The sequence below is a fragment of the Nocardia higoensis genome, assembly GCF_015477835.1.
Lineage (GTDB): Bacteria > Actinomycetota > Actinomycetes > Mycobacteriales > Mycobacteriaceae > Nocardia > Nocardia higoensis_A.
The window spans coordinates 502,666-524,886 of record NZ_JADLQN010000001.1 but is presented as its reverse complement, the minus strand read 5'-3'; the positions used below and the strand labels follow the sequence as shown (position 1 = coordinate 524,886).

The 22,221-nt window shown below is 71.0% G+C and carries 17 protein-coding genes; 8 read left to right on the top strand and 9 right to left on the bottom strand.

The features are described 5' to 3' along the window. Positions 1-16: 16 nt before the first annotated feature. The 7 genes from IU449_RS02330 to IU449_RS02300 form a co-directional block, all read right to left on the bottom strand. The gene (locus IU449_RS02330) at positions 17-892 is read right to left on the bottom strand and encodes a hypothetical protein (RefSeq protein ID WP_324188049.1); all 876 of its coding nucleotides are present in this window, start codon (positions 890-892) and stop codon (positions 17-19) included. Then, entirely contained in the window at positions 889-1,698 is an 810-nt protein-coding gene (locus IU449_RS02325) for a MerR family transcriptional regulator (RefSeq protein ID WP_195000311.1), read from the bottom strand. The genes IU449_RS02330 and IU449_RS02325 overlap by 4 nt, the downstream gene beginning before the upstream one ends. A gap of 78 nt (positions 1,699-1,776) precedes the next feature. After that, positions 1,777-3,498 (bottom strand): urease subunit alpha, encoded by a 1,722-nt coding sequence (locus tag IU449_RS02320; protein WP_195000310.1) that lies wholly within the window; start codon positions 3,496-3,498, stop codon positions 1,777-1,779. Continuing rightward, entirely contained in the window at positions 3,495-3,851 is a 357-nt protein-coding gene (locus IU449_RS02315; RefSeq protein ID WP_195000309.1) for an urease subunit beta, read from the bottom strand. Before IU449_RS02315 ends, IU449_RS02320 begins: the two co-directional genes overlap by 4 nt. A 13-nt stretch (positions 3,852-3,864) precedes the next feature. Further along, positions 3,865-4,167, bottom strand: coding sequence for an urease subunit gamma (locus IU449_RS02310; protein ID WP_195000308.1), 303 nt, complete (start codon positions 4,165-4,167; stop codon positions 3,865-3,867). An 82-nt stretch (positions 4,168-4,249) separates the two neighbouring features. Further along, positions 4,250-4,660: a PaaI family thioesterase gene (locus tag IU449_RS02305; RefSeq protein WP_228804043.1), complete on the bottom strand. Its 411-nt coding sequence runs from the start codon at positions 4,658-4,660 to the stop codon at positions 4,250-4,252. Positions 4,661-4,945: 285 nt separating this feature from the next. Then, positions 4,946-5,656, bottom strand: coding sequence for a hypothetical protein (locus IU449_RS02300; protein WP_195000306.1), 711 nt, complete (start codon positions 5,654-5,656; stop codon positions 4,946-4,948). Positions 5,657-6,027: 371 nt separating this feature from the next. Between IU449_RS02300 and IU449_RS02295 the strand changes: the two genes are divergently transcribed. The 3 genes from IU449_RS02295 (at position 6,028) to IU449_RS02285 (ending at position 9,272) form a co-directional block, all read left to right on the top strand. Then, positions 6,028-6,420: a BlaI/MecI/CopY family transcriptional regulator gene (locus IU449_RS02295; protein ID WP_067862148.1), complete on the top strand. Its 393-nt coding sequence runs from the start codon at positions 6,028-6,030 to the stop codon at positions 6,418-6,420. A gap of 97 nt (positions 6,421-6,517) precedes the next feature. Further along, positions 6,518-7,462 carry a M56 family metallopeptidase gene (locus IU449_RS02290; RefSeq protein ID WP_195000305.1) on the top strand — a complete coding sequence of 315 codons (945 nt, stop codon included), beginning with the start codon at positions 6,518-6,520 and terminating at the stop codon, positions 7,460-7,462. A gap of 265 nt (positions 7,463-7,727) precedes the next feature. Then, on the top strand, positions 7,728-9,272 hold the full coding sequence (locus IU449_RS02285) for a DEAD/DEAH box helicase (RefSeq protein WP_324188048.1): 1,545 nt from the start codon (positions 7,728-7,730) through the stop codon (positions 9,270-9,272). 437 nt (positions 9,273-9,709) lie between these two features. Here IU449_RS02285 and IU449_RS02280 read toward each other — a convergent pair whose 3' ends face one another. Next, the gene (locus IU449_RS02280; protein WP_195000304.1) at positions 9,710-14,359 is read right to left on the bottom strand and encodes a cation-translocating P-type ATPase; all 4,650 of its coding nucleotides are present in this window, start codon (positions 14,357-14,359) and stop codon (positions 9,710-9,712) included. A 64-nt stretch (positions 14,360-14,423) separates the two neighbouring features. Next, positions 14,424-15,026: a UdgX family uracil-DNA binding protein gene (locus IU449_RS02275; protein WP_195000303.1), complete on the bottom strand. Its 603-nt coding sequence runs from the start codon at positions 15,024-15,026 to the stop codon at positions 14,424-14,426. A gap of 261 nt (positions 15,027-15,287) precedes the next feature. Between IU449_RS02275 and IU449_RS02270 the strand changes: the two genes are divergently transcribed. From IU449_RS02270 to IU449_RS02250, 5 genes are all read left to right on the top strand, one after another. Next, complete coding sequence (locus IU449_RS02270) at positions 15,288-16,772, top strand: FAD-dependent oxidoreductase (protein ID WP_195000302.1); 1,485 nt, start codon at positions 15,288-15,290, stop codon at positions 16,770-16,772. A 126-nt stretch (positions 16,773-16,898) separates the two neighbouring features. After that, positions 16,899-18,335: a GuaB1 family IMP dehydrogenase-related protein gene (locus tag IU449_RS02265; RefSeq protein ID WP_195000301.1), complete on the top strand. Its 1,437-nt coding sequence runs from the start codon at positions 16,899-16,901 to the stop codon at positions 18,333-18,335. A 228-nt stretch (positions 18,336-18,563) separates the two neighbouring features. Continuing rightward, on the top strand, positions 18,564-19,958 hold the full coding sequence (locus IU449_RS02260) for a hemolysin family protein (protein ID WP_195000300.1): 1,395 nt from the start codon (positions 18,564-18,566) through the stop codon (positions 19,956-19,958). Next, entirely contained in the window at positions 19,951-21,015 is a 1,065-nt protein-coding gene (locus tag IU449_RS02255; RefSeq protein WP_195000299.1) for a hemolysin family protein, read from the top strand. Before IU449_RS02260 ends, IU449_RS02255 begins: the two co-directional genes overlap by 8 nt. Positions 21,016-21,230: 215 nt before the next feature. After that, positions 21,231-22,154 carry a 3-methyladenine DNA glycosylase gene (locus IU449_RS02250; protein WP_195000298.1) on the top strand — a complete coding sequence of 308 codons (924 nt, stop codon included), beginning with the start codon at positions 21,231-21,233 and terminating at the stop codon, positions 22,152-22,154. Positions 22,155-22,221 lie beyond the last annotated feature (67 nt).

Sequence of the window (22,221 nt, the reverse complement as noted above, 5' to 3'; positions counted from 1 at the left end):
GTCCCGGCGGTGCCGGTCACCGGGACACCTCGTCCGAGTCCAGCGGGTTTCGCCTCCGGCGACGACCCCGCAGAGCCGAGACCAGCAGGTCGGGCTCATCGACGTACACGCTGATGTGATCGACCTCCCCGGTCTTCCTGCGTGCCGGTACGAGCGCGGGAAGCGTGACGGTGACCGGCGAGGTCAGCGTCAGATCGACCGTCGTTCCATCCGCACCGGGGAGGAACAGCCTACCGTCGACGACCGTAGGCGCGGTCTGCGTGAATCTTCCTCGGGCCACCACGGATTCGATACGCGCGCGGTCGATCACGGCCACCACTGCCCCGGACTGCCGGAGCACCAGCGAGGCGCCGGTCAGATAGTGCGGGTGCGTTCGATGCACGGCCAGGTACCCGGACAGCGCGATCAGCGACCACACCGACACGAGCGCCAGCGCGACGCGCAGCCACGCCCACGGCAGCAGCAGGTGCAGTGCTCCGATCTCGACCACGGTCGCGATCGCGAAAGCGACCGGCAGCGCCAGTGCACCCCGGCGCGCACGCAGGACGATCGCATCGGGTTCGACACCGCAGTCGCGGCCACGAATCGCCTGCCACAGCGCCCGATACCCCCGGATCTCGGCCCGGATAAGCGGCAGGAACGGGGAATGACCGAGCGCATGCACCATCGCCGACCGGACTCCATCACCCCGGCGTGTCCTGGACACCACCGTCACTGTGAAAGCTGTTGCGACAACGCACATCAACGGAATCTCTACTACGGCGAAAAGGACCAGCGCTTGCCGCACGGTGAGAACCCCGGTGGCCGACAGCGCGGCGTCGAACAGCACGACGATCACGGTGACCCCCTGCGCGACCCACTGGAATCGCCGAAGCCTCAGGCCCGTCCTCACCCGCTGCTCCGCATCACCGAACGAGCCGAGAGTTCTTCCAGGAAGCGCCGCACGACCGCGCGTTGCGCGCGGTCGGGAACGATCTCCTCGAGGGAGAACGCGCCGGACTCGGCACCGGCAGTTTCCGCCATGCCGACATCGATCCCGCCGCCGCGATCGTGGAATTCGAGCATCCGATGCACGAGAGCGTCGATCCGACCGGCCGCCACCACCGAATCGGGTTCGAGCCCTTCCATTTCCGCCCAGTCCGACAGCAGTGCCAGATAGTCCGCGCGAGCCTCGGCATCGCCCAACATCGCCGAGAAGCCGGAGACGAGCGCCTCCGGTGCCGCACCTGTCAGGACCACGGCTTCGAGCAGATCCCGCTCGAGGCGCAGCGCGGCGCCGACCGCGGGCGAGGACGCGGAGTCCACGGCACCGTTCAACGCGGTGACGAGTTCGCCGGGCAGCGCCGAGACCGGATGTCCCCGTTCGGCTTCGGCCAGCATGGCGGTCAGCCGGGCGTGACGCCGGGCGAGCACGGCCTGCTCACTTTCGACGGCCTCGAGCACGGCACGCAGATCCGCCACCACATCGCGCTCGTCCGCACTCGACATCCGCTCGGCCGACACGGCGGCGACCGAGCCGAGCGGCACCCCGCTCGCCACCAGCCACCGGATCCGCATCAGGCGCACGAGGTCGCCCACCGTGTATTCGCGATAGCCGTTGGCCAGCCGTCGTGGTTCGGGGAGCAGACCGAGGCGGTGGTAGTGCCGCACCGTCCGCGTCGTCGTCCCCGCGGCCTCGGCGAGCTGACCTATTCTCATGCGCCCCAGTCTCGACCATGACGTCGCGTCAAGGTCAAGACCGATCTCGCCGGAGACCCGCGGCCCGTGGACCGTGGGTCAGAAGAGGAAGTAGCGCTGAGCCATGGGCAGTTCGGTGGCGGGTTCCTCGGCCCACACCTCGCCGTCGACGCGGACGGTGAAGGTGTCGGGGTCGACGTCGATGCGGGGCATGGCGTCGTTGCCGGGCATATCGGCCTTGGTCACCTGACGAACGTCCTTGACCGGGGCCAGGCGACGACGGACCGCGATGCGCTCGGCCAGGCCGTCCTCGACGGCGTGGGCGGAGACGAAATGCAGCGAGGTGGCGGCGGCGACGGGGGCGGCGGCGCCGAACATCGGGCGCGGCAGGACGGGCTGTGGAGTGGGAATGGAGGCGTTGGCATCGCCCATGGCGGCCCACGCGATCGCACCGCCCTTGAGAACCGCGTGTGGGCGCACACCGAAGAAGGCGGGATCCCAGAGCACCAGGTCGGCGAGTTTGCCGGGTTCGACCGAGCCGACCTCGTCGTCGAGGCCGTGCGCGACGGCCGGGCAGATCGTGTATTTGGCGACGTAGCGGCGGACGCGGTGGTTGTCGGCGGCGCCGTCGCCGGGCAGGGCGCCGCGGCGGCGCTTCATCACGTGCGCGGTCTGCCAGGTGCGCATCACCACTTCGCCGATGCGGCCCATGGCCTGGGAGTCGCTGCCGATCATCGAGATCGCGCCCAGATCGTGCAGCAGATCCTCGGCGGCGATGGTCGAGGGACGGATGCGGCTCTCGGCGAAGGCCAGGTCCTCGGGGATGGCCGAGCTGAGATGGTGGCACACCATGAGCATGTCGAGGTGTTCGTCGAGGGTGTTGACGGTGTGCGGGCGCGTGGGGTTGGTGGAACTGGGCAGGACGTTCGGGTGCGAGGCGACGGTGATGATGTCGGGGGCGTGACCGCCGCCCGCGCCTTCGGTGTGATAGGCGTGGATGCCGCGGCCGGCGATGGCGGCCAAGGTGTCCTCGACGAAGCCGATCTCGTTGAGCGTGTCCGAATGCAGGGCGACCTGCACCCCGGAGGCGTCGGCCACGCGCAGGCAGGCGTCGATCGCGGCGGGAGTCGAGCCCCAGTCCTCGTGCAGCTTGAAACCCGAGGCGCCCGCGCGCAACTGCTCCCACATGGCGGCTTCGCTCACGGTGTTGCCCTTGCCGAGCAGGGCGATGTTCAGCGGCCAGTGGTCGGTGGCCTCGAGCATGCGGGCCAGATGCCAGGCGCCCGGAGTGACGGTGGTGGCCTTGCTGCCTTCGGCGGGGCCGGTGCCGCCGCCGATCAGGGTGGTGATGCCGCCGCCGAGCGCCTCGTCCATCAGTTGTGGGCAGATGAAGTGGACGTGGCAGTCGATCGCGCCCGCGGTCACGATGCGGCCGTTGCCGGCGATGATCTCGGTGGAGGGTCCGACCACCAGATCCGGGTGCACACCGGACATGATGTCGGGGTTGCCCGCCTTGCCGATGGCGCTGATCCGGCCGTCACGAATACCGATGTCGGCCTTGATGATTCCCCAGTAGTCGACGATGATCGCGCCGGTGACGACGGTGTCGGGGGCGCCGTCGGCGCGGGTGGCGCGCGACTGGCCCATCGACTCGCGCAGCACTTTGCCGCCGCCGAAGACGGCTTCGTCACCGGCCAGCCCCGGACCGCCGCTGCGGTCCTCGGTGATCTCGATCAGCAGATCGGTGTCGGCCAGGCGCACCCGGTCGCCGGTGGTGGGTCCGAACAGCTCCGCGTAGCGGGCCCGGCTCAGTTCGCTCACTGCTGCTCCCCCTCGGGACGGTTCGGATCATCGACGCGGCCCGGATCATCCAGGCGGCCCGGCGGATTCGGACCGATGCCGTACACCTCGCGCGTGCCGGCCAGCGGGACCAGGCGAACGCGTTGCCCCAGGCCGGGCTCGAATCGCACGGCGGTGCCCGCCGGGATGTCGAGACGATGACCGTGCGCGGCCGCGCGATCGAAGTCGAGCGCGGCGTTGGCCTGCGGGAAATGGACGTGGCTGCCGACCTGCACCGGGCGGTCGCCGGTGTTGACGACATCCATTTCGAGGCGCTCGCGCCCGGAGTTGAGCTCGATCACGCCCTCGGCGCAGAGATATTCGCCCGGAATCACGCTGGCGTCTCCTTCACGCGATCGGCTGATGGACCGTGACGAGCTTGGTGCCGTCCGGGAACGTGGCCTCCACCTGGACGTCGTGGATCATCTCCGGCACCCCGTCCATCACGTCCGCGCGGGTGAGCACCGTGCGGCCCGAGGACATCAGCTCGGCGACGGTGCGTCCGTCGCGCGCGCCCTCGAGCACGTGGTCGGTGATGATCGCGACCGCCTCGGGATGATTCAGCGCGAGGCCGCGGGCTTTCCTGCGCCGCGCCAGCTCGGCCGCGTAGCTCAGCAGCAGTCGTTCCTGCTCGTGCGGCGACAGTCGCATCCGGGCTCCTCACCGGTCGGTCGAAGAATGACGGCCATTCTGGCACGCGCGCGCCGGTACCGCCGGTCGAGCGTGGGGCCGTTCAGTCCCGCTTGGGCAGGTTCGCCAGCCGCACCTGACCGCGCGCGACGACGCGCTCCTGCTCGTCGGTGATGACCACCTGCCACAGCTGCTGGGTGCGACCGCGATGCAGCGGGGTCGCCACGCCGCGCAGTACGCCCTCACGCACGGACCGCAGGAAATCGGTGTTGTTGTTGACACCCACCACAGAGCCCTGATCGCCGTACCAGATCGCACCGGCAACACTGGCGAGACTTTCCACGACGGTGCAGTAGACGCCGCCGTTGACAATGCCCGCGGGCTGATACAGGTGCGACTTGACGGTCCACTCGCCCGCGACGCGGTCCGGGCCCATTTCCGTGTAGCGCAGGCCGATCATGTCGGTGAAGGTGCCCAGCTCGGCGTCGACCTTGTTCATCGCCTCGGCGGTCATGGTGGGGAAGCTCTGCTCTGTCATGCGCTCCAGCTTTACACCACACGAAACCGCGACGAGGAGGGGGATGCCCGGCCCGCGGAACGAAGCGGCGGGCCCCACCGGGGTGGGGCCCGCCGCGGCACGGATCGGGGGTCTCTGCAGCCCTCAGGACGCACGCGCGATCCTTACGCCACATCGAACTATAGGACAGGCTTACCTAACTCACAAGAGCGTGGCGATTTCCGTGCGCTTTCGATCGCCGAGACAGAACCCTCGAGACGGACCGAGACGGACCGAGACGGATCAACCCGGCACGAATGCGTCGCGCCGCACCGCCGGACCGCGATCCCCCAGCGCCGCCAGCAATGCCTGACCGCGCCGGGCACCCAGCATCGCATCGGTGCGCGCCAGATCCGGCACGTACGTGGCCGCACCGACGACGGATTGGCCCACCAACGACCAGAATCGGTGGACGCTCAGCCGAGAGCAGCGCGCGAGCCCCTCGTAGACCAGCGTCAGCGACGCTTCGCAGCGATGCGCCAGCCAGACCGCCATGGCCCGCTCACACGGCAGGGCGACGACGCCCGCACGGCCGGACATCGGGTCACCATCGAGCACGCGCAGCGTGGTGTCCTCGAGGCCGGCCCAGTCCAGGCCGCCGTCGTTGTCGTTGTGCACCCACAGGTTCTCCAGCCCGGGATCCCAGGCACGGCCGTCCATCACCCACAGCGCGGCCACTCGTCCGACGACGGCGTGCACGAGCGCGGTCGCGACCACCTCGGCGGCGATGTCGGCGCTGCGCATCTCGGCGGCGTGCCTGCGGTACATCACCTCGATACGCCCCTCGCGCACCCCCTCCGACAGCTTCCACCAGCGCCTGCGGCCGTGTTCGGAGACCGCGGCCACGGCGTAGACGCGCGGATGATCCGGCTGCAGGGCACGCAGCCGCGAACTCGTGCGCTCGAACACCGAATCGGCGTGGCGACTGGAGTAACCGGTCACGGTTTCGGTCATGGCAGCTCCTCGGGTCGGCTCCGGAACGAGGGAAGTCTCGGAGCGAGTAGATTAGGTTAGGCTTACCAGACCTGACGGCGAGTCACCAGGGTCGCACGCGCCGCGATCGAGGATCGGGGGCGCGCCGTCGCGGGCGGCGCTCGCCCGCGACAGCCTCGAGGTCTCGATCGGCCCATCCGATACATCGACCGAGCCGGTGGACATACGCGAGGGCCGGGTCACCCATGACTCCCGGGCGTCGGCCGGACCCGGCGGCGCGACCCCAAAATCAGCGACTCCACCGGCGGATATGACCAATACCACACCAGCAACCCGATAGTTACGACAGGGTGTAGTACGCATTTGCGTCGTTGGGTCCGTAAACTCAAAGGATGGCAGGTCTTGGTGAACTCGAGAAGGCGGTCATGGACCAGTTGTGGTCCAGCGACCAACCGCAAACCGTCCGGCAGGTGCACGAAGCACTCGCCGCACGTCGCGAGCTCGCGTACACCACGGTCATGACTGTGCTGCAGCGACTGGCGAAGAAGAATCTGGTGGTCCAGCGGCGCGACGATCGCGCGCACCGCTACGCGCCCGTGCACACTCGCGACGAACTGGTCGCGAGCCTGATGTTCGACGCTCTCCAGCAGGCCGACGAGGCGGGCAGCCGCGCCGCCGCGCTGGTGCACTTCGTCGAGCAGGTCGGCCCCGACGAGGCCGACGCGCTGCGAGAAGCCCTGGCCAGACTCGAGGCCGCCGAAGGCACCTCACCGCCGCTCGACTGAAGCGGCGAGCCGACCAGGTTAGGATGTGGTCGGCCAACCGCCCTGGGACGCACAACGAGGTGCGTTCCCGGTCCCCACAACGCAGTGAGCTGAGTCGATGAACGCAACCGCGCCGGTCTTCGCCGGACTCGCCTTGCTTCTCGCGGGCCCCGCACCCGCATTGCTCAGCCGTGCGACATGGCCTTATCGCACTCCCCGCGCCGCCCTGGTGCTCTGGCAGGCCGTCGCCCTGGCCGCGGTGCTCAGCGCCTTCGGTTCCGGCTTGGCCATCGCCGCGGAACTGCTCGTGCCCGGCCCGGACGGGCGGCCCACCACCTCGCCCACGAGCGAGATCGATGCCCTCGGGCTGCCCCTGTGGCTGGCCTACGTGCTGGTCTTCGCGCTGACCCTGCTGGTCGGCGCACGGCTGGTGTTCTCGATCGTCCGCGTCGCCGTACACACCCGCCGCCGACGCGCCCGACACCGGATGCTGGTCGACCTGCTCGACCAGAGCGGGCCGCACCGCCAGGCACACGACATCCGTGTCCTGGCGGCCACCGAGCCCATCGCCTACTGCCTGCCCGGCCTGCGCAGGCGCGTCGTGCTCAGTGAAGGCACCCTGACCAAGATGGACGGCCCGGAGATCACCGCCATCGTCAGCCATGAGCGTTCCCATCTGCGTGCCCGCCACGACCTCGTGCTCGAGGCGTTCACCGCGGTGCACGAGGCTTTCCCCCGAGTGGTGCGCAGCAAAGCGGCACTGGGCTCGGTGAAGCTGCTCATCGAGTTGCTCGCCGACGACTCCGCGGTGAAGGTCACCGGGCCCACCCCGCTGGCCCGCGCCCTGGTGGCATGCGCGAAATCCACCGCCCCGCAGGGCGCTCTGGCCGCGGGCGGGCCGACCACGCTCATCCGCGTGCAGCGGCTCGGCGATCGCACCAACGGCACCGATGTGCGCATCGCCACTGCCGCGTATCTCGGTTCGCTGGCGATCCTGGTGGTGCCGACCCTCGCGGTCGCGGTACCCTGGCTGGTCGAACTGAGTCGATTGTTCGGTCACTGAGCTGTCCGGGGCACAGATCCCGGAGTTCGCGCACAGACCGTCCGACGACCGAACCGACACCACGACGACTGTTCACCGAGCGGATCCACCGCCCGAGCAACGAACGGTTTCCACCGCGAGGCCCGAGATTCACCGGCCATCCGCGGGCGCACCCTCCGCAGCGACGATCGCAACGGTCCGGCGCGCGCACGGCCCCGCCCTCCGGCGTGGGCCGACCCGAGCGGCGCCCGAGGGCACCGCACCCAGAAAGGCTTCACCCATCTCCGTGACCACTACGCCCGACGCCGCGACACCCACCGTGTCCTTCGAGTCTCTGGGCCTGCCCGCCGTGCTCGTGCAAGCGCTACGCCGTGGCGGCATCGACGCACCCTTCCCGATCCAGGCCGCGACCGTCCCCGACGCGCTCGCCGGCAAGGACGTCCTCGGCCGGGGCCCCACCGGCTCCGGCAAGACCCTGGCCTTCGGCCTGCCCATGCTCGTGCGGCTGGCGGGCAATGCCGCCGCGCCGCGCCGCCCCCGCGGCCTGGTGCTCGTGCCGACCAGGGAGCTGGCCGCCCAGATCGAGCGCGCGCTCGACGAGCCCGCCCTCTCCCTCGGCCTGCGGGTCGCCTCGGTGGTCGGCGGCGCGCCGATCAAGCGGCAGGCCGACCGCCTCTCGCGCGGTGTCGATCTGCTGATCGCCACGCCCGGCCGGTTGTCCGATCTGATCGCCCAGGGCGCGGCCGCCCTCGACGACGTGCTGATCACCGCGCTCGACGAGGCCGATCACATGGCCGACATGGGCTTCCTGCCCCAGGTCACCCGGCTGCTCGATCAGACCCCGAAGAATGGCCAGCGGCTGCTCTTCTCGGCCACCCTCGACGGGGAGGTCGACAAGCTGGTCAAGCGCTACCTGCACAGCCCGGTCACCCATTCCACCGCGCCCCCGGCGGCGTCGGTGTCGACCATGTCCCATCACCTGCTGTTCGTGCGCAAGGCCGACAAGCGCGACGTGATCACCGAGATCGCGGCCCGCGAGGGTTTGACGATCCTGTTCGTGCGTACCAAGCACGGCGCGGACCGGCTGGCCAAGCAGCTGCGCGCGGCGGGCATCGCCTCCGGCGCCCTGCACGGCGGCAAGGCGCAGAACAACCGCACCCGCACGCTGGCGGCCTTCGCCGACGGCTCGGTACCGGTGCTGGTCACCACCGACGTCGCGGCCCGAGGCATCCACGTCGACGGCATCTCGCTGGTCGTGCACGTGGATCCGCCCGCCGAGGCCAAGGCCTACCTGCACCGCGCGGGCCGTACCGCGCGAGCGGGTGAGGACGGCGTGGTGGTCACCCTGGTGACCGAGGACGAACGCGCCGACGTCGCGAAGATGACCCGCAAGGCCGGTGTCGAGGTCGTCGGGGTGGAGGTCCGTCCGGGACATCCGGCCCTGCGCGACATCACCGGCGCGCGTACGCCTTCGGGCATCGCCGTCCCCGCCCCCACCCCGCCCGGCAACCCGGGCAGCGGCGCGAGCCGTGGTGAAGGCGCCGGGCAGCGCCGTACGCCGTCACGTCGCGGCCGGTCCGGTGGCCGGGGCGGCGCGGCCGCGGGCAGCCATGCCGACCGGCCCGCGTCAGCAGGGCGATCCGGTGGCAAGCCCGCCTCCGCCCGCACCGACGGCTCGGCGAGCACAGCGCGCGCCCGCCGCGGCGAGACCGTGGTGGGTGGCGAGCGACGCGCACCCCGCACCGGCGAGGGCAGCCACACCGGCCGCAATCCGCGCGCCGTGCGGGGCGCGGGCGCTCCCGTGGGCGGCCGCCGCCGAGCACAGGGCTGACCCGTCCTGCGCTGACCCTGTGCTGATCCGGCACCGGTCACCGATTCCCCCGGGCATCGGTGACCGCCATGCCGGCGGCGCTGCCCGATGTCCGGAAGGGGCGGCGCCGACCGCCCTGCGACACGCTCGGTGTCCGCGACTCGCCCGAAATCAGTGCACGCTTGCTCTGGCCCGCTACCGACCGGCTATCGAGTCTGCCGACTCGACGCGCTGCGCCGTCGGACCATCGCGGCCCGGTCGGACGTCACGGCCCAGCCAGACATCGCGGACCTGGTCAGAAGTCACAGCCTGGGCGGACGGACGTCACCGGCCCAGTCGCGCCGGCCGGGCGAGATGCCCGACCTGTCGAGCGCCTTCCTCGCCGCGACGACCGGCGCGGTGAGCAGTGGCGAGCGGACCGCCGCGTGCGCGAAGACGTGGCGTCGCCGTGAAGCGGCTCATCCGCCGTTCGCGAGCGAGTCGTCAGCAGCCGGGAGGGCGTTCGACGGCCCGTGAGGTGCCCCTTCGATGCTCGACTCCCGCCTGCCGGCGAGCAACGCCGGGGCCAAGGCGGCGGTCGCTGTCGCGGTGGCCGCCGAGGCGCCCGCGACAGCCCAGCCGACGGGCCCGAGCGGACGGCACCCGAAGTAGCTGCACACCACCGGGGTCATGACGACGGTGCCGAGCACCGCGCCGCTGGCGGCGATGGTCACCCAGACCAGGGGGCTGCGGTAGCCGGAGACCAATGTCTGACCGAGCTGCGTGCCGATCAGGGCCACCAGGCCGATCGTCGCGGCGCGACGCCGGGTGCCGGTGTAGCGCCCGATCGTCCAGGCGACAGAGGCTCCCGAGGCGGTGGCGATACCGCGGACCGACAGGGTCCGGACCAGATCGGCCCCGAGCCCGGCCGGAGCGGTTCGGGCCAGCCGATCCGACGCGAGGCGGGCCAACGTTTCCGGATCGTCGGTGAGGTTCGCGTCGGCGGCGTCGCGGTCGGGTGAAAGGGCCAGGGCCATCGCGGGGAACATGTCGGTCAGCATGTTCACCAACAGGAATTGGCGCGTTCCCAGCGGCGCCTCGCCGCTGAGCGCGGTGCCGTAGAGCGTGAAGGCGACCTCGCCCGCGTTGCCGCCCACGAGCACGCCCACGGCATCGGTCACCCGGCGCCACATCCCCCGCCCCTCCACGATCGCGTGCAGCAGTGCCAGCGGATCGGGCCGGGTCAGCACCAGATCGGCGGCGTTGCGCGCGGCGACCGAACCCTGCGCGGCGACGCCGATCCCGATGTCGGCCGTTCGGATGGCAGCGGCGTCGTTGCTGCCGTCGCCGGTCATCCCGACCACGTGGCCCGCGCGTCGCAGCGCGGCGACGATCCGCACCTTCTGCGCGGGATCGATGCGAGCGAAGACCGTGCTGCGTTCGATCAACTCGCTCTGCGCGGAATCGTCCAGCCCCTCCAGGTCGGCTCCGGTGGTCACCTCGGCCGCTTCGATGCCCAGTTGCCCGGCGACCGCCTGTGCCGTCACCGGGTGGTCGCCGGTGATCATCCGGACGCTGATCCCGTTGCGCCGCAAGGCGCGCACCAGGGCCTCGGACTGCGGGCGCGGGATGTCGGCGAGGCCGAGGAAGCCGAGCAGGGTGAGTTCGCCGACCATGCCTTCGACGTCGTCGGGTTCACGGGAGAGGTCGCGACGCGCGACCACCAGCACACGCAGGCCCTGCTCGGCCAGCTCGTGCACCATCTGTTCGGCGCGCTCGCGCCGCGCGCCGTCGAAGGGCTCGGCATCGCCGTCCGCCGCGCGCACCCGGGTGCACCGGGCGAGGACGATCTCGGGTGCGCCCTTCACGATCAGTCGCAACTTGCGAGTGGTGCGGCCGAGCGCGGCCGCATAGCCGCGGTTGGATTCGAAGGGGATCTCCTCGATCGAATCCCATCGATCGTCGCCGCCGAGAACTTCGGCCGCGTCGAGCACCGCGCGGTCGGTGGCGTGCACGACCGGGCCGTCGTCCGGGTCCGGGCATGCCCTGGCCGCGGCCCGCAGCAGCCTGCGCGCGTCCTCGGAATCGGCGTCCGGAGCCCACTGCTGGTCCGCGTCCGCCAAGGCGACCAGGCGCAGACGTCCCTCGGTCAGCGTGCCGGTCTTGTCGAAACACAGAGTGTCGACTCGACCGAGCGCCTCGACGGTGCGACTGGCCCGGACCAGCACCCCGTACCGCGACAGCCGGCGGGCCGCGGCCAGCTGGGCGACGGTCGCCACCAGGGGCAGCCCTTCGGGGACCGCCGCGACCGCCACCGCCACCCCGTCGGCGATCGCGGGCCGCAGGACACTGCCGCGCAGCACGCCGAGAACCGTGACCACGCCGCCGCCGGTGAGCGTCAGCGGCAACGCCCGATCGGTCAACCGCCGCAATTGCGCCTGCACACCACCCTTTTCGGGCGGCACGGCGCCGGATGCCGCGCGACCGGCCTGGGTTTCCGAACCGACAGCGACGACGACCGCGCGACCGGTCCCGTTGACCACCGTGGTGCCTTCGAAGATCATGCATGTCCGATCGGCCACCGCCGCGCCGGGCGCCGCGGCCACCTGCTTCTCGACGGTCACCGATTCTCCGGTCAATCCGGATTCGTCCATCTCGAGGTCGTCCGCCCGGAGCAGCCGGGCGTCCGCCGGGACCACGTCACCCGGCCGCACGACGATGACGTCCCCGATCGTCAGCAACTGCGCGGGCACCTCACCGTCCTGCCCGGGCACCGGCCACGCCTCGGTTGCGGCATCGCCATCGCCGCGCTCCACCAGACGCCCGGTGAGACGCTCGGTTTCCAGGAGACGGTTCAGCGCCTTCTCCGCGCGCTGACGCTGCCGCGCGGAGACGACCGCGTTGACGGCCAGGACCGACGACAGCAGCAAGGCGTCCGACGAAGACCCCAGGATCGCGGTCGCGATCGCGCCGACTCCGAGGATCGGCGCCAAAGGATCGGCGAGTTCGCCGCGCAGGTGCCGCACGAACGCCGCGGACGAGGAGAGCACCGGAATGCTCCGCGCGCCCCCGGTGCCGGTGCGTTCCGGTACCGGCACCGGCTCCGGCAGCCGGGCCAGCACCTCGTCGGGTTCGAGCGCGTGCCAGGGCAGCGACGGTGCGAGCGTGACCGGTGGTTCGGCGCGCGTCGCACGCCATCCGGTGAAAGCACCGGTCAGCAGCGCCGTGGAATGCGCCGCGGTCATCGGCACCGTGCTGTTGCCCCCCTCGGGCGCGACGGCCAGCAGCAGACCGCCCAGCGCTGCCGCGGACAGCGCCAGCGAGCGGCCGCGTTCGCTCATCCGGCGCGCTGGAGCGACCGCGGCGAGCACCCGGTGCAGCTGTGTCATGTCCCGGCAGACCACGTCGGCGGCCCACGGTATCTGCCATGCGCCGTGGTCGCGGCGCGCCAGCCCGATCGCGACATCGGCGGCGGCCATGGCCTTGTGCGCGCGCGGGCTGAGGACGGCGACCATGTGCCCGTCCTGTTGCAGCTCACGCACGATCTTGCTCATCGACCGGGAGCGATCGACGAACTGGTCGGACAGTGAACGCAGGTCCGCGGTGTCGGCGCTCCCGGTGAGCACCACCCGCAGCCCGGCGGCCCGCGCCTGCTGCAGCAGCAGATGCGCCCGCTCGTCGAGTTCACGTCCGATGAGCACTTTTCCGACCGGCCGTCCGGCCTCGCGCAGTTCCCGCCATACCGGACGCGCGGTCACCCCCCGATCGGGCTGGCCGGTCCCGAGGTGCACCAGCGCCAGGGCGGCGTCGTCACGGGTGTCGCTGTGCCACAGCAGGCGCTGGGCGGCGCTCCAGACCTGCGTGCGCGTCCACTCCCCGTCCGCGGTTTCGGTGTCGACGAGTTCCGCGGCGAGCACGACCCGCCGAGAGGTCAGCAACGTTTCCCCATCGACGACCAGAGCGGACAGCCGATCCAGTCGCCGCCAGATTCCCGGATGCAGAGTCAGCGCGCCCGCTCTCGACATCATCACCGACACGGTGGAGCCGTAGGCCTCCCGGCAGGCACGCGCCGCCTTGGGAGCGCCCAGTTCCAGCGCGCCGGTGGTGCCGAGGACACCGCGCCTGCCCAGAATCGTGGCCAGCGCCCCGGCCATCGAGCCCACCGCGACTTCGTCCGCGACGCGCTCCACCGGACCGAGGGGCGCGTCCGCCGGCCGGGGGCGAGCCGCGAGCCCGACGGGCACCGCCGGTGGACGGCTCCCCACCTCGGCTTCCCACTGCTGCCACCGGGCATATCGCGCCAGCGCCTCGGTGAGCATCAGACTGCGTTGCACCGTGTCGACCATCAGGTCGGCGACGCCCCGCGCCGCCCGGTCGCCGAGGGCGTTTCCCACAGCGCCGGTCGTGGTGAGCAGCAGATCGGTCCGAGGACGTCCCAGCCGTTGCTCCAGTGCCCTGCGCACGCGCGGCTGGGTATCGGTGAAGGCCGCCGCCGCGCGCAGTGCGCGTGCGGGACCGCGCAGGGGCAGCAGCGCGCCGACTCCCGACAGAGCCATCGCGCAGACGTCGCCCGCGACCTGCATTCCGGCCGCCAGCACCGGTTCCCGATCGTCGGGGTGCTCGACGGTGCGGCTCCAGTCCATATCCTCGACCTCGGCGTCGGCCTCCACCGATTCGATCGCCGACAGCAGCTCCGGCACATCGTTCGCACCCTCCGCGAGTGCGACGACGATCTGACCGGTGACCGCGTTCACCCGCCACCATCGCACCACGTCCCGCCGGGACAGATGCTCGGCCAGCGCGTGCATCACCGCGTCGCCCTTCTCGCTCGCCAGCCCGCGCACCTCGACCGTGGCCCGGTCCCGGTGCAGCGCCACCCGGCGCTGCGATCGGCGCGCGTGCGGATCGAGCAGGGCGCCGAATTCGTGGCCCAACCCGACACCGCGGCCGAACTCCACGACCGATGCCCCCGCCCTCGCACCCGCGTCGACCACCCGCATCGGAGCATCGACCGCGGTCACCGTGGCCTGCGCGGCGATTCGCACGCCGGCGCGCACCAGATCTGTCGCGACCGCGCGCGGCGCTTCGAACCACCAGGACGAGACCGCATCACGCACAGTGAAGCTCATGGGGGTCGCCTACCCCAGCAGCCGAGGGCAAAACGGCCGCTCAGCGGGATCGGGACCGCGCTGCTCAGAGCGTTCCGATGCTCCTGAGGTCGGCGACGAACGCGTCGTAGGCCGAGCGCCGGTCCGGCGCACGCAGTACCGCCGCGGGATGAACCGTGGCGACGACCTCGTAGTCCGGCCGCGCGATCACCAGTCCGCGCTGCTCGGTCACCTTGAACGACGGGCCGAGGATCGCCTTGGCCGCGATCGCGCCCAGACAGACCACCATGCTCGGCCGGACGACGCGCAGCTCGGCGTCGAGCCAGGCCGAGCAGGCGACGATCTCGGTACGCCCAGGCTGTTTGTGGATGCGGCGCTTCCCCCGCTCGACGAACGCGAAGTGCTTCACCGCGTTCGTCAGATAGACCTCCTCGCGTGCGATCCCGACTTCGGTCAGCGCGCGGTCCAGCAGGCCGCCCGCGGGGCCGATGAACGGATGCCCTTCTCTGTCCTCTTGGTCCCCGGGTTGTTCGCCGATCATGACGATGCGCGCGTCGGCCGGCCCTTCGCCGAAGACGGTCTGGGTGGCGTCCCGGTAGAGATCGCAGCCCCGACAGCCCTCGGCCGCGTGGGCGAGGCCACCGAGCGTGGGCCGGCCTTCGGGGAGATAGTCGGTCGCACCGGTCATCGTGGAGATCTCCCCTTCCTCTCGTCGCCGAGATCCTGTCGCCGCCGAGATCCTGTCGCCGTCGAGATCCTGTCGTGGTCGAGATCCGGAGTCGTCCGAATCTCGCGAGTGGATCGCACCGGAAGCGATACCCGGGACGGAACCTGTTCACCCGTGGGGAGACGCCTCCGGACCGACGTTTCGTCCCGCGACCTCGCGGGTAGCCGACCCGAGCCTGTGCCGCGTACCGAGAAATCCGATGGCAGCGAAAGGGATGGCCCCATGACATCCATCTGGTGGAAGACCGACGACACCGCGACACGCCCGCCGCTGCCGCCGGGACAGCGGCACGACTTCGTCGTCGTCGGCGCGGGTCTGACCGGACTGGTCACGGCACTGCTGCTGGCCGCGGCGGGCAAGGACGTCGCGGTGGTGGAGGGCAGGTGGATCGGGGTCGGCACCACCGGCCTGACCACCGGCAAGGTGAGCCTTCTGCAGAGCACCCGGGCCAGCCGGATCGCCGAACACCGTTCCCTCGACACGCTGCGCAGCTACCTGGACGCCAACCGGGACGGCCAGCGCTGGCTGCTGGAATTCTGCGAGTCACATGCCGTCGCGGTGCAGCATCGTGCCGCGGTGACCTACGCGCAGACCGGCGCCGCGACCGACGACATCCGCGCAGAGCACGAGATCACCCGTGCCGCCGGTCTGCCGACGGAGTACGTCGCGAAACTCGACACGCCGTTCCCCTCCTTCGGCGGGGTACGCCTGCCGGATCAGGCCCAGCTGGACCCGATGGACGTGCTGCTCGCCCTGGCAGCCGACCTCGAGGCCCGGTCGATCCCGATCTACGAGTCGACCCGCGTACACGGCGTGGGATGGGAAGCCCGGGGCGACCACCTCGTCCGCACCGACCAGGCCGACCTGCGCGCCGGGACGGTGATCCTGGCGACCGGCGCGCCCCTGCTCGATCGCGGCGGCTTCTTCGCCCGCGTGACCGCCCAGCGTTCCTATCTGAGCGCGTTCCGGATCGGCGAGCCGGTTCCGGACGAGATGTTCATCAGCGCGGACTCACCGACCCGGTCGCTGCGCACCGTCCCGGTGGACGACGGGGAACTGCTCCTCGTCGGCGGCAACGGTCACGAGGTGGGTCGCGCGGAGAACACCGCCGAACTGGTCGACGACCTGATCGAGTGGACGCGGCGCGTACTGCCCACCGCCGAACCGGTCACGCACTGGTCCGCCCAGGACTACATGCCGGTCGGCGAGCTGCCCTATGCCGGACCAGTACTGCCCGGCAGCGATCGCATCCTGATCGCGACCGGATACGCCAAATGGGGGCTGACCAACGGCGTGGCCGCCGCGCTGGCCCTCGCCGGGCACATCACCGGTGCGCCGCCCGCATGGGCGCCCGTCTTCACGACATGGCGACCACCCGCCCTGCACGCGATCACCTCGACCGTCTCTGCCAATACCGCTGTGCTGCAACATCTCACGACCGGATGGCTGACCGGGATGCGTGGCGACGGCCCCGAGGACCTGCCCGCCGAAGGGTGCGGACGGGTGCGCAGGCAGGGGCTGCGGCCGGTCGCCACCGCCACGGTCGACGGGGTCACCACCTCGGTGTCGGCGATATGCCCGCATCTGTACGGCGTCGTCCGCTGGAATTCGGCGGAGAAGTCCTGGGATTGCCCGCTGCACGGCTCCCGCTTCGCCGCGGACGGCACCGTCCTCGAGGGGCCCGCCACCGGACCGCTCACGCCGTAGACCTCACGCGCCGGGCAGCGGAGGCGGGGGCGTCGGTGCCACGACTGCCGGCCGCGCCGGTTTCCCCGCGCACGCACTCCGCGAGGAACCCGGCGCGCCCGCCCCGTCGTCGTTAAGATCGGTCCAGTGCAGTTCCTTCCCGGACACCAGCCGCCCTACGACCTGACCTACGACGATCTTTTCCTCGTCCCGAACCGGACGGATGTGGCCTCCCGGTTCGACGTGGATCTGTCGACCGTCGACGGATCGGGCACCACCATCCCGATCGTCGTGGCGAACATGACCGCCGTGGCGGGCAGGCGCATGGCCGAGACCGTCGCCCGGCGCGGCGGCATCGTCGTGTTGCCCCAGGATCTGCCGCTCCGCGCGGCCGCCGACACCATCGCTTTCGTCAAGAGCCGCTCGCTCACCGCCGACACCCCGGTGGCGCTCGAGCCGGACCGCTCGGTCTCCGAGGCGGTGGCGCTGATGCACAAGCGAGCGCACGGCGCGGTCGTGGTGGTCGAAGCGGGCAAGCCGGTGGGTGTGGTGACCGAGGCGGCCTGCGCCGACGTGGACCGCTTCGCCCGGATCAGCGAGATCGCCACCGGCGACTTCGTGCGGGCTCCGGCCAGCACCTCCCCGCGCGAGCTGTTCGATCTGCTCGAGTCCCAGCACGCGCACCTGGCCGTGCTGACCACCGAGGACGGCTCGCTGGCCGGGGTGATGACCCGCACCGGCGCCGTCCGCGACGGCATCTACCAGCCCGCCGTCGACGCCGACGGCGCACTGCGGGTCGCGGCGGCGGTCGGTATCAACGGCGATGTCGCGGCCAAGGCGAAATCCCTGGTCGACTCCGGCGCCGACCTGCTGGTCATCGACACCGCGCACGGTCACCAGGAGAAGATGCTCGAATCACTCGCAGCGGTGGCCGGACTCGGCTTGGGCGTGCCGCTGGTGGCGGGCAACGTCGTCTCCGCCGAGGGCACCCGCGACCTCGCCGCGGCGGGCGCGGACATCGTCAAGGTCGGTGTCGGCCCCGGCGCGATGTGCACCACCAGGATGATGACCGGTGTCGGCCGCCCGCAGTTCTCCGCGGTCGCCGAGTGCGCCGCCGCGGCGCGGGAGATCGGCGTCCACGTGTGGGCCGACGGCGGTGTCCGCCATCCCCGTGACGTCGCGCTCGCGCTCGCGGCGGGCGCCGCCAACGTGATGATCGGCTCCTGGTTCGCCGGCACCTACGAATCCCCGGGCGACCTGCGGGTCGATCGCGACGGCAATGCCTACAAGGAGAGCTTCGGCATGGCGTCCAAGCGCGCGGTGGCCGCCCGCACGGCCACCGACAGCGGATTCGACCGGGCCCGCAAGGCGCTGTTCGAAGAGGGCATCTCCCGATCGCGGATGCGGCTGGACCCCGAGCGTCCCGGTGTCGAAGATCTCATCGACCACATCTGTTCGGGTCTGCGCAGCGCGTGCACCTACGCGGGCGCCCGAAACCTGCCGGAGTTCCACGAGCGTGCGGTGCTCGGCGTGCAATCGGCGGCGGGCTTCGCCGAAGGACGGCCACTGCCCGGCGGGTGGTGAACCGGCACGAACCCACCGACGCCACGGTGCGGCGCGACGGGGTCGGCCCGGTAACATGATGATTGCCGGGTCCACCCGGTATCACGCATCACGGCACAGCGCTGCCACGTCGAAAGGGAACACGTTGCCACCCGCGTCCGAGGGCGCCACTCAGGAGGGCTCCTCTACCGAGCCGGGTGACAAACCCGGCGCACTTCCCGATAACGCTCCCCCCGGACGGTGCCGGCCATGACCACCGTCCTGACGATTCTCAGCATTCTCGGCTTCATCGCCCTGACCGCGGGCACGGCCTTGTTCGTCGCCGCGGAATTCTCCCTGACCGCCTTGGAACGCAGTGCCGTCGAGGCCGCGGCCCGCTCGGGTGACGTGCGCTCGCGGATGGTCCGTCAGGCCCATCGCACCCTGTCGTTCCAGCTCTCCGGCGCGCAGCTCGGCATCACCATCACCACCCTGATCACCGGCTATATCGCCGAACCGGTGATCGCCCGGCTGCTCGATCCGCTGTTCACCGCGATCGGCCTGCCCGAGGGCGCCGCCGGCGGTCTGTCCCTGGCTCTGGCACTGATCATCGCCACCTCCCTGTCGATGATCTACGGCGAGCTGGTGCCCAAGAACATCGCGATCGCCAAGCCGATGGCCACCGCCCGCGCGACGGCGGGCCCGATGGTCGGCTTCTCCGTGGTGTTCAAGCCGATGATCCACTTCCTCAACAACACCGCCAACTGGGTGGTGCGCAGGCTCGGCGTCGAACCCGCCGAGGAATTGCGGTCGGCACGGTCCCCGCAGGAGCTGGGATCGCTGGTGCGCACCTCCGCCCAGCGCGGATCGCTGGACCAGCGCACCGCCCTGGTCGTCGATCGCTCGCTGCGATTCGGCGAGCGCATCGCCGAGGAGCTGATGACCCCGCGGGTCAAGGTGGAATCCCTCGACAAGGACGACACCATCGCCGATCTGATCGCCGCCGCCGAGCGCACCGGATACTCCCGGTTCCCGGTCATCGACGGCGACCTCGACCACACGCTCGGTGTCGTGCACGTCAAGCAGGCGTTCACCCATCCGGTGAGCGAGCGACGCACCCTCGCGCTGCACCGGCTGGCCGCCCCGGTGCCCGCGGTGCCCGCCAGCCTCGACGGTGACGAACTGCTCGAGCGGGTCCGCGCGCACGGTATGCAGATGGCGCTGGTCGTCGACGAGTACGGCGGCACCGCCGGCCTGGTCTCGATGGAGGATCTGATCGAGGAGATCCTCGGCGACGTCCGCGACGAGCACGACGAGGAGGAACTCGACGTGCGCCGCACCTCCGACGGCTGGGACTGCTCGGGCCTGCTGCGCATCGACGAGATCGGCCGGGCCACCGGCTACGAGGCGCCCGAGGGCGAGTACGAGACGCTGGGCGGGCTGGTGCTGACCATGCTCGGCCGCATGCCCGAGGTCGACGACCAGGTGGTGCTGCCGAACGAGGGCGCTTCGCATCGTCGGGCGGGCGAGGAGGAATCGGGCCACGGCGGCTGGATCGCCCGGGTGGAACGCATGGACGGCAGGCGCATCGACCGCGTCCGCCTCATCCCGGTGCCCACCGACGACCTGCTGCCGCGCACACTCCAGGAGAACAACCATGGGTGATCTCTTCGGAGTGGTCCTGACCTTCGTGCTGCTGGCGGGCAACGCCTTCTTCGTCGCCGCGGAGTTCGCGCTGATCTCGGCCCGCCGAGACCGGCTCGAGGCGATGGTCGCCCAGGGCAAGCGCAACGCCACCACCGTCATCAAGGCCGGTGAGAACCTGTCGATGATGCTGGCCGCGGCGCAGCTGGGCATCACGATCTGCTCGATCCTGCTCGGCCGGGTCGGCGAGCCCGCGGTCGCGCATCTGCTGGAGAAGCCGTTCCACGCGCTGGGCATGCCCGATCAGCTGCTGCATCCGGTGTCGTTCGCGATCGCCCTGGCCATCGTGGTGATCCTGCACATCCTGCTCGGCGAGATGATCCCGAAGAACATCGCGCTGGCGGGCCCGGAACGCAGCGCGCTGTTGCTGGTGCCGGTCCACCTGATGTTCCTGCGGCTGGCCCGCCCACTCATCGCGGTCTACAACCTGGCCGCCAACCTGACGCTGCGGATGCTGCGTATCGAGCCGAAGGACGAGCTGGACGCCACGGTGTCCAGCGTGGAACTGGCCGAGATGATCGGCGAGTCGCGATCGGAGGGCCTGCTCGACGAGGAGGAGCACCGGCGGCTGACCCAGGCGCTGGGCACCTCCGAGCGCACCGTCGCCGACGTCATGGTGCCGCTGGCCGCCACCAGGTCGATCCCGCTGCGCGGTGCGGGCACCACACTCGGCGACATCGAGACCGCCGTCGCCGAGACCGGTTTCTCCCGCTATCCGGTGCGTGCGGGCGACGGCTCGCTCGTGGGCTATCTGCACGTCAAGGACGTGCTGGACAAGGTCGCCGACGAAGCCGCCGGACCGGGCACGCCGATCCCGCGCACCGATATCCGGCCGCTGCCCGCCCTGACCATCGGTACTCCGCTGGTCGAGGCACTGGCCCGGCTGCGGCGCACCAGCAGTCACCTGGGCCGGGTGGTCGACAGCCGGGGCAACACCTGCGGCATCGTCGCGCTGGAGGATCTGGTGGAGGAGTTCGTCGGCACCGTCCGCGACACCACGCACCGCAACGCGGAGTGATCGCACCAGCCCTCCGCGCCGCCACGTGGGGCGATCGTCTCACAAGCGCGGCGTGATCATCGCACCGGCGACATAACGGTCCCGTCCGGACCGGACGGGGACTACTCACCCCGGCCCCCGCAGGCAGCTTTACGCGGGGGCCGGGCACGCCGTTCGCGGGGGTGCGGGATGATCGGTCGGCGAGTACGAGCTGTAAGAGAAGGGAACAGGCCGAGGTGATCGTGCTGGCCGGAACGGAATGGCGAGCCAGGGCGGCCGCGCATCGCGCGCGGTTCGACGAGCTCGCCGGGCCATATCTGCGACGGCGGGCGACCGGCGAATCCCACCCCGTGATCGACTTCCTGTTCACCTATTACGGCCAGAAGCCGGCGCAACTGCGACGCTGGCATCCGGGGTTTGGCGTGGGGCTGTCGGCCGCGCATGAGTACGACGGCGCACGCGGTTACCACCGCCTGTCCGCGCATCGTCTCCCCGGGCTCCCGACCACCGAGGACGTGTACACCGCGGACCCGGTTTTCCTGGACCGCCGCCGCGACACCGTGCGGTTCGTCGCCGATCTGCTGCGCGCCACCGCCGCCCGATCCGCGCACCTGTCCTGCTTCGGACTGCACGAGTGGGCCATGGTGTACCGCACCGACGAGGTCCGCCACCGGCAGGTGCCGTTACGGCTGGGCAGCGCGGGCACCGACGCGGTGGTCGAATCGATGTCGCTGCGCTGCACGCATTTCGACGCCTTCCGGTTCTTCACCCCCGACGCCGAGGGCCGCAATGCCACCGCCCTGACCCGCGACGACCAGATCGCCTACGAGCAGCCGGGGTGCCTGCATGCGGGCATGGATCTGTACAAGTGGTGCTTCAAGCTGGTCCCCCTGGTCGATTCCGAGCTGCTGCTCGACTGCTTCGAATTCGCCTGCGCGGCCCGCGACCTCGACATGCGCGCCAGCCCTTACGATCTGCGCGACTACGGCTACGAACCGGTCCGCATCGAAATCCCTTCGGGCCGTTCGGAGTACGTACGCGCTCAGCTCGCGCTGTCCGAGTGGGCCGCGATATTGCGCACCCGCCTGATCGAGGCCTGCGAGCGACTGCTCGACCAGCCCGCCGAGGCGGCCTCCGCCGGCAGCGGCGCCCGCGGGTAGCGAACCGTCCACCCGGTATCGTCGAACGTCACCGCGCCAGGTCGCCTGAGCGCGGCGGCGCGGCGGC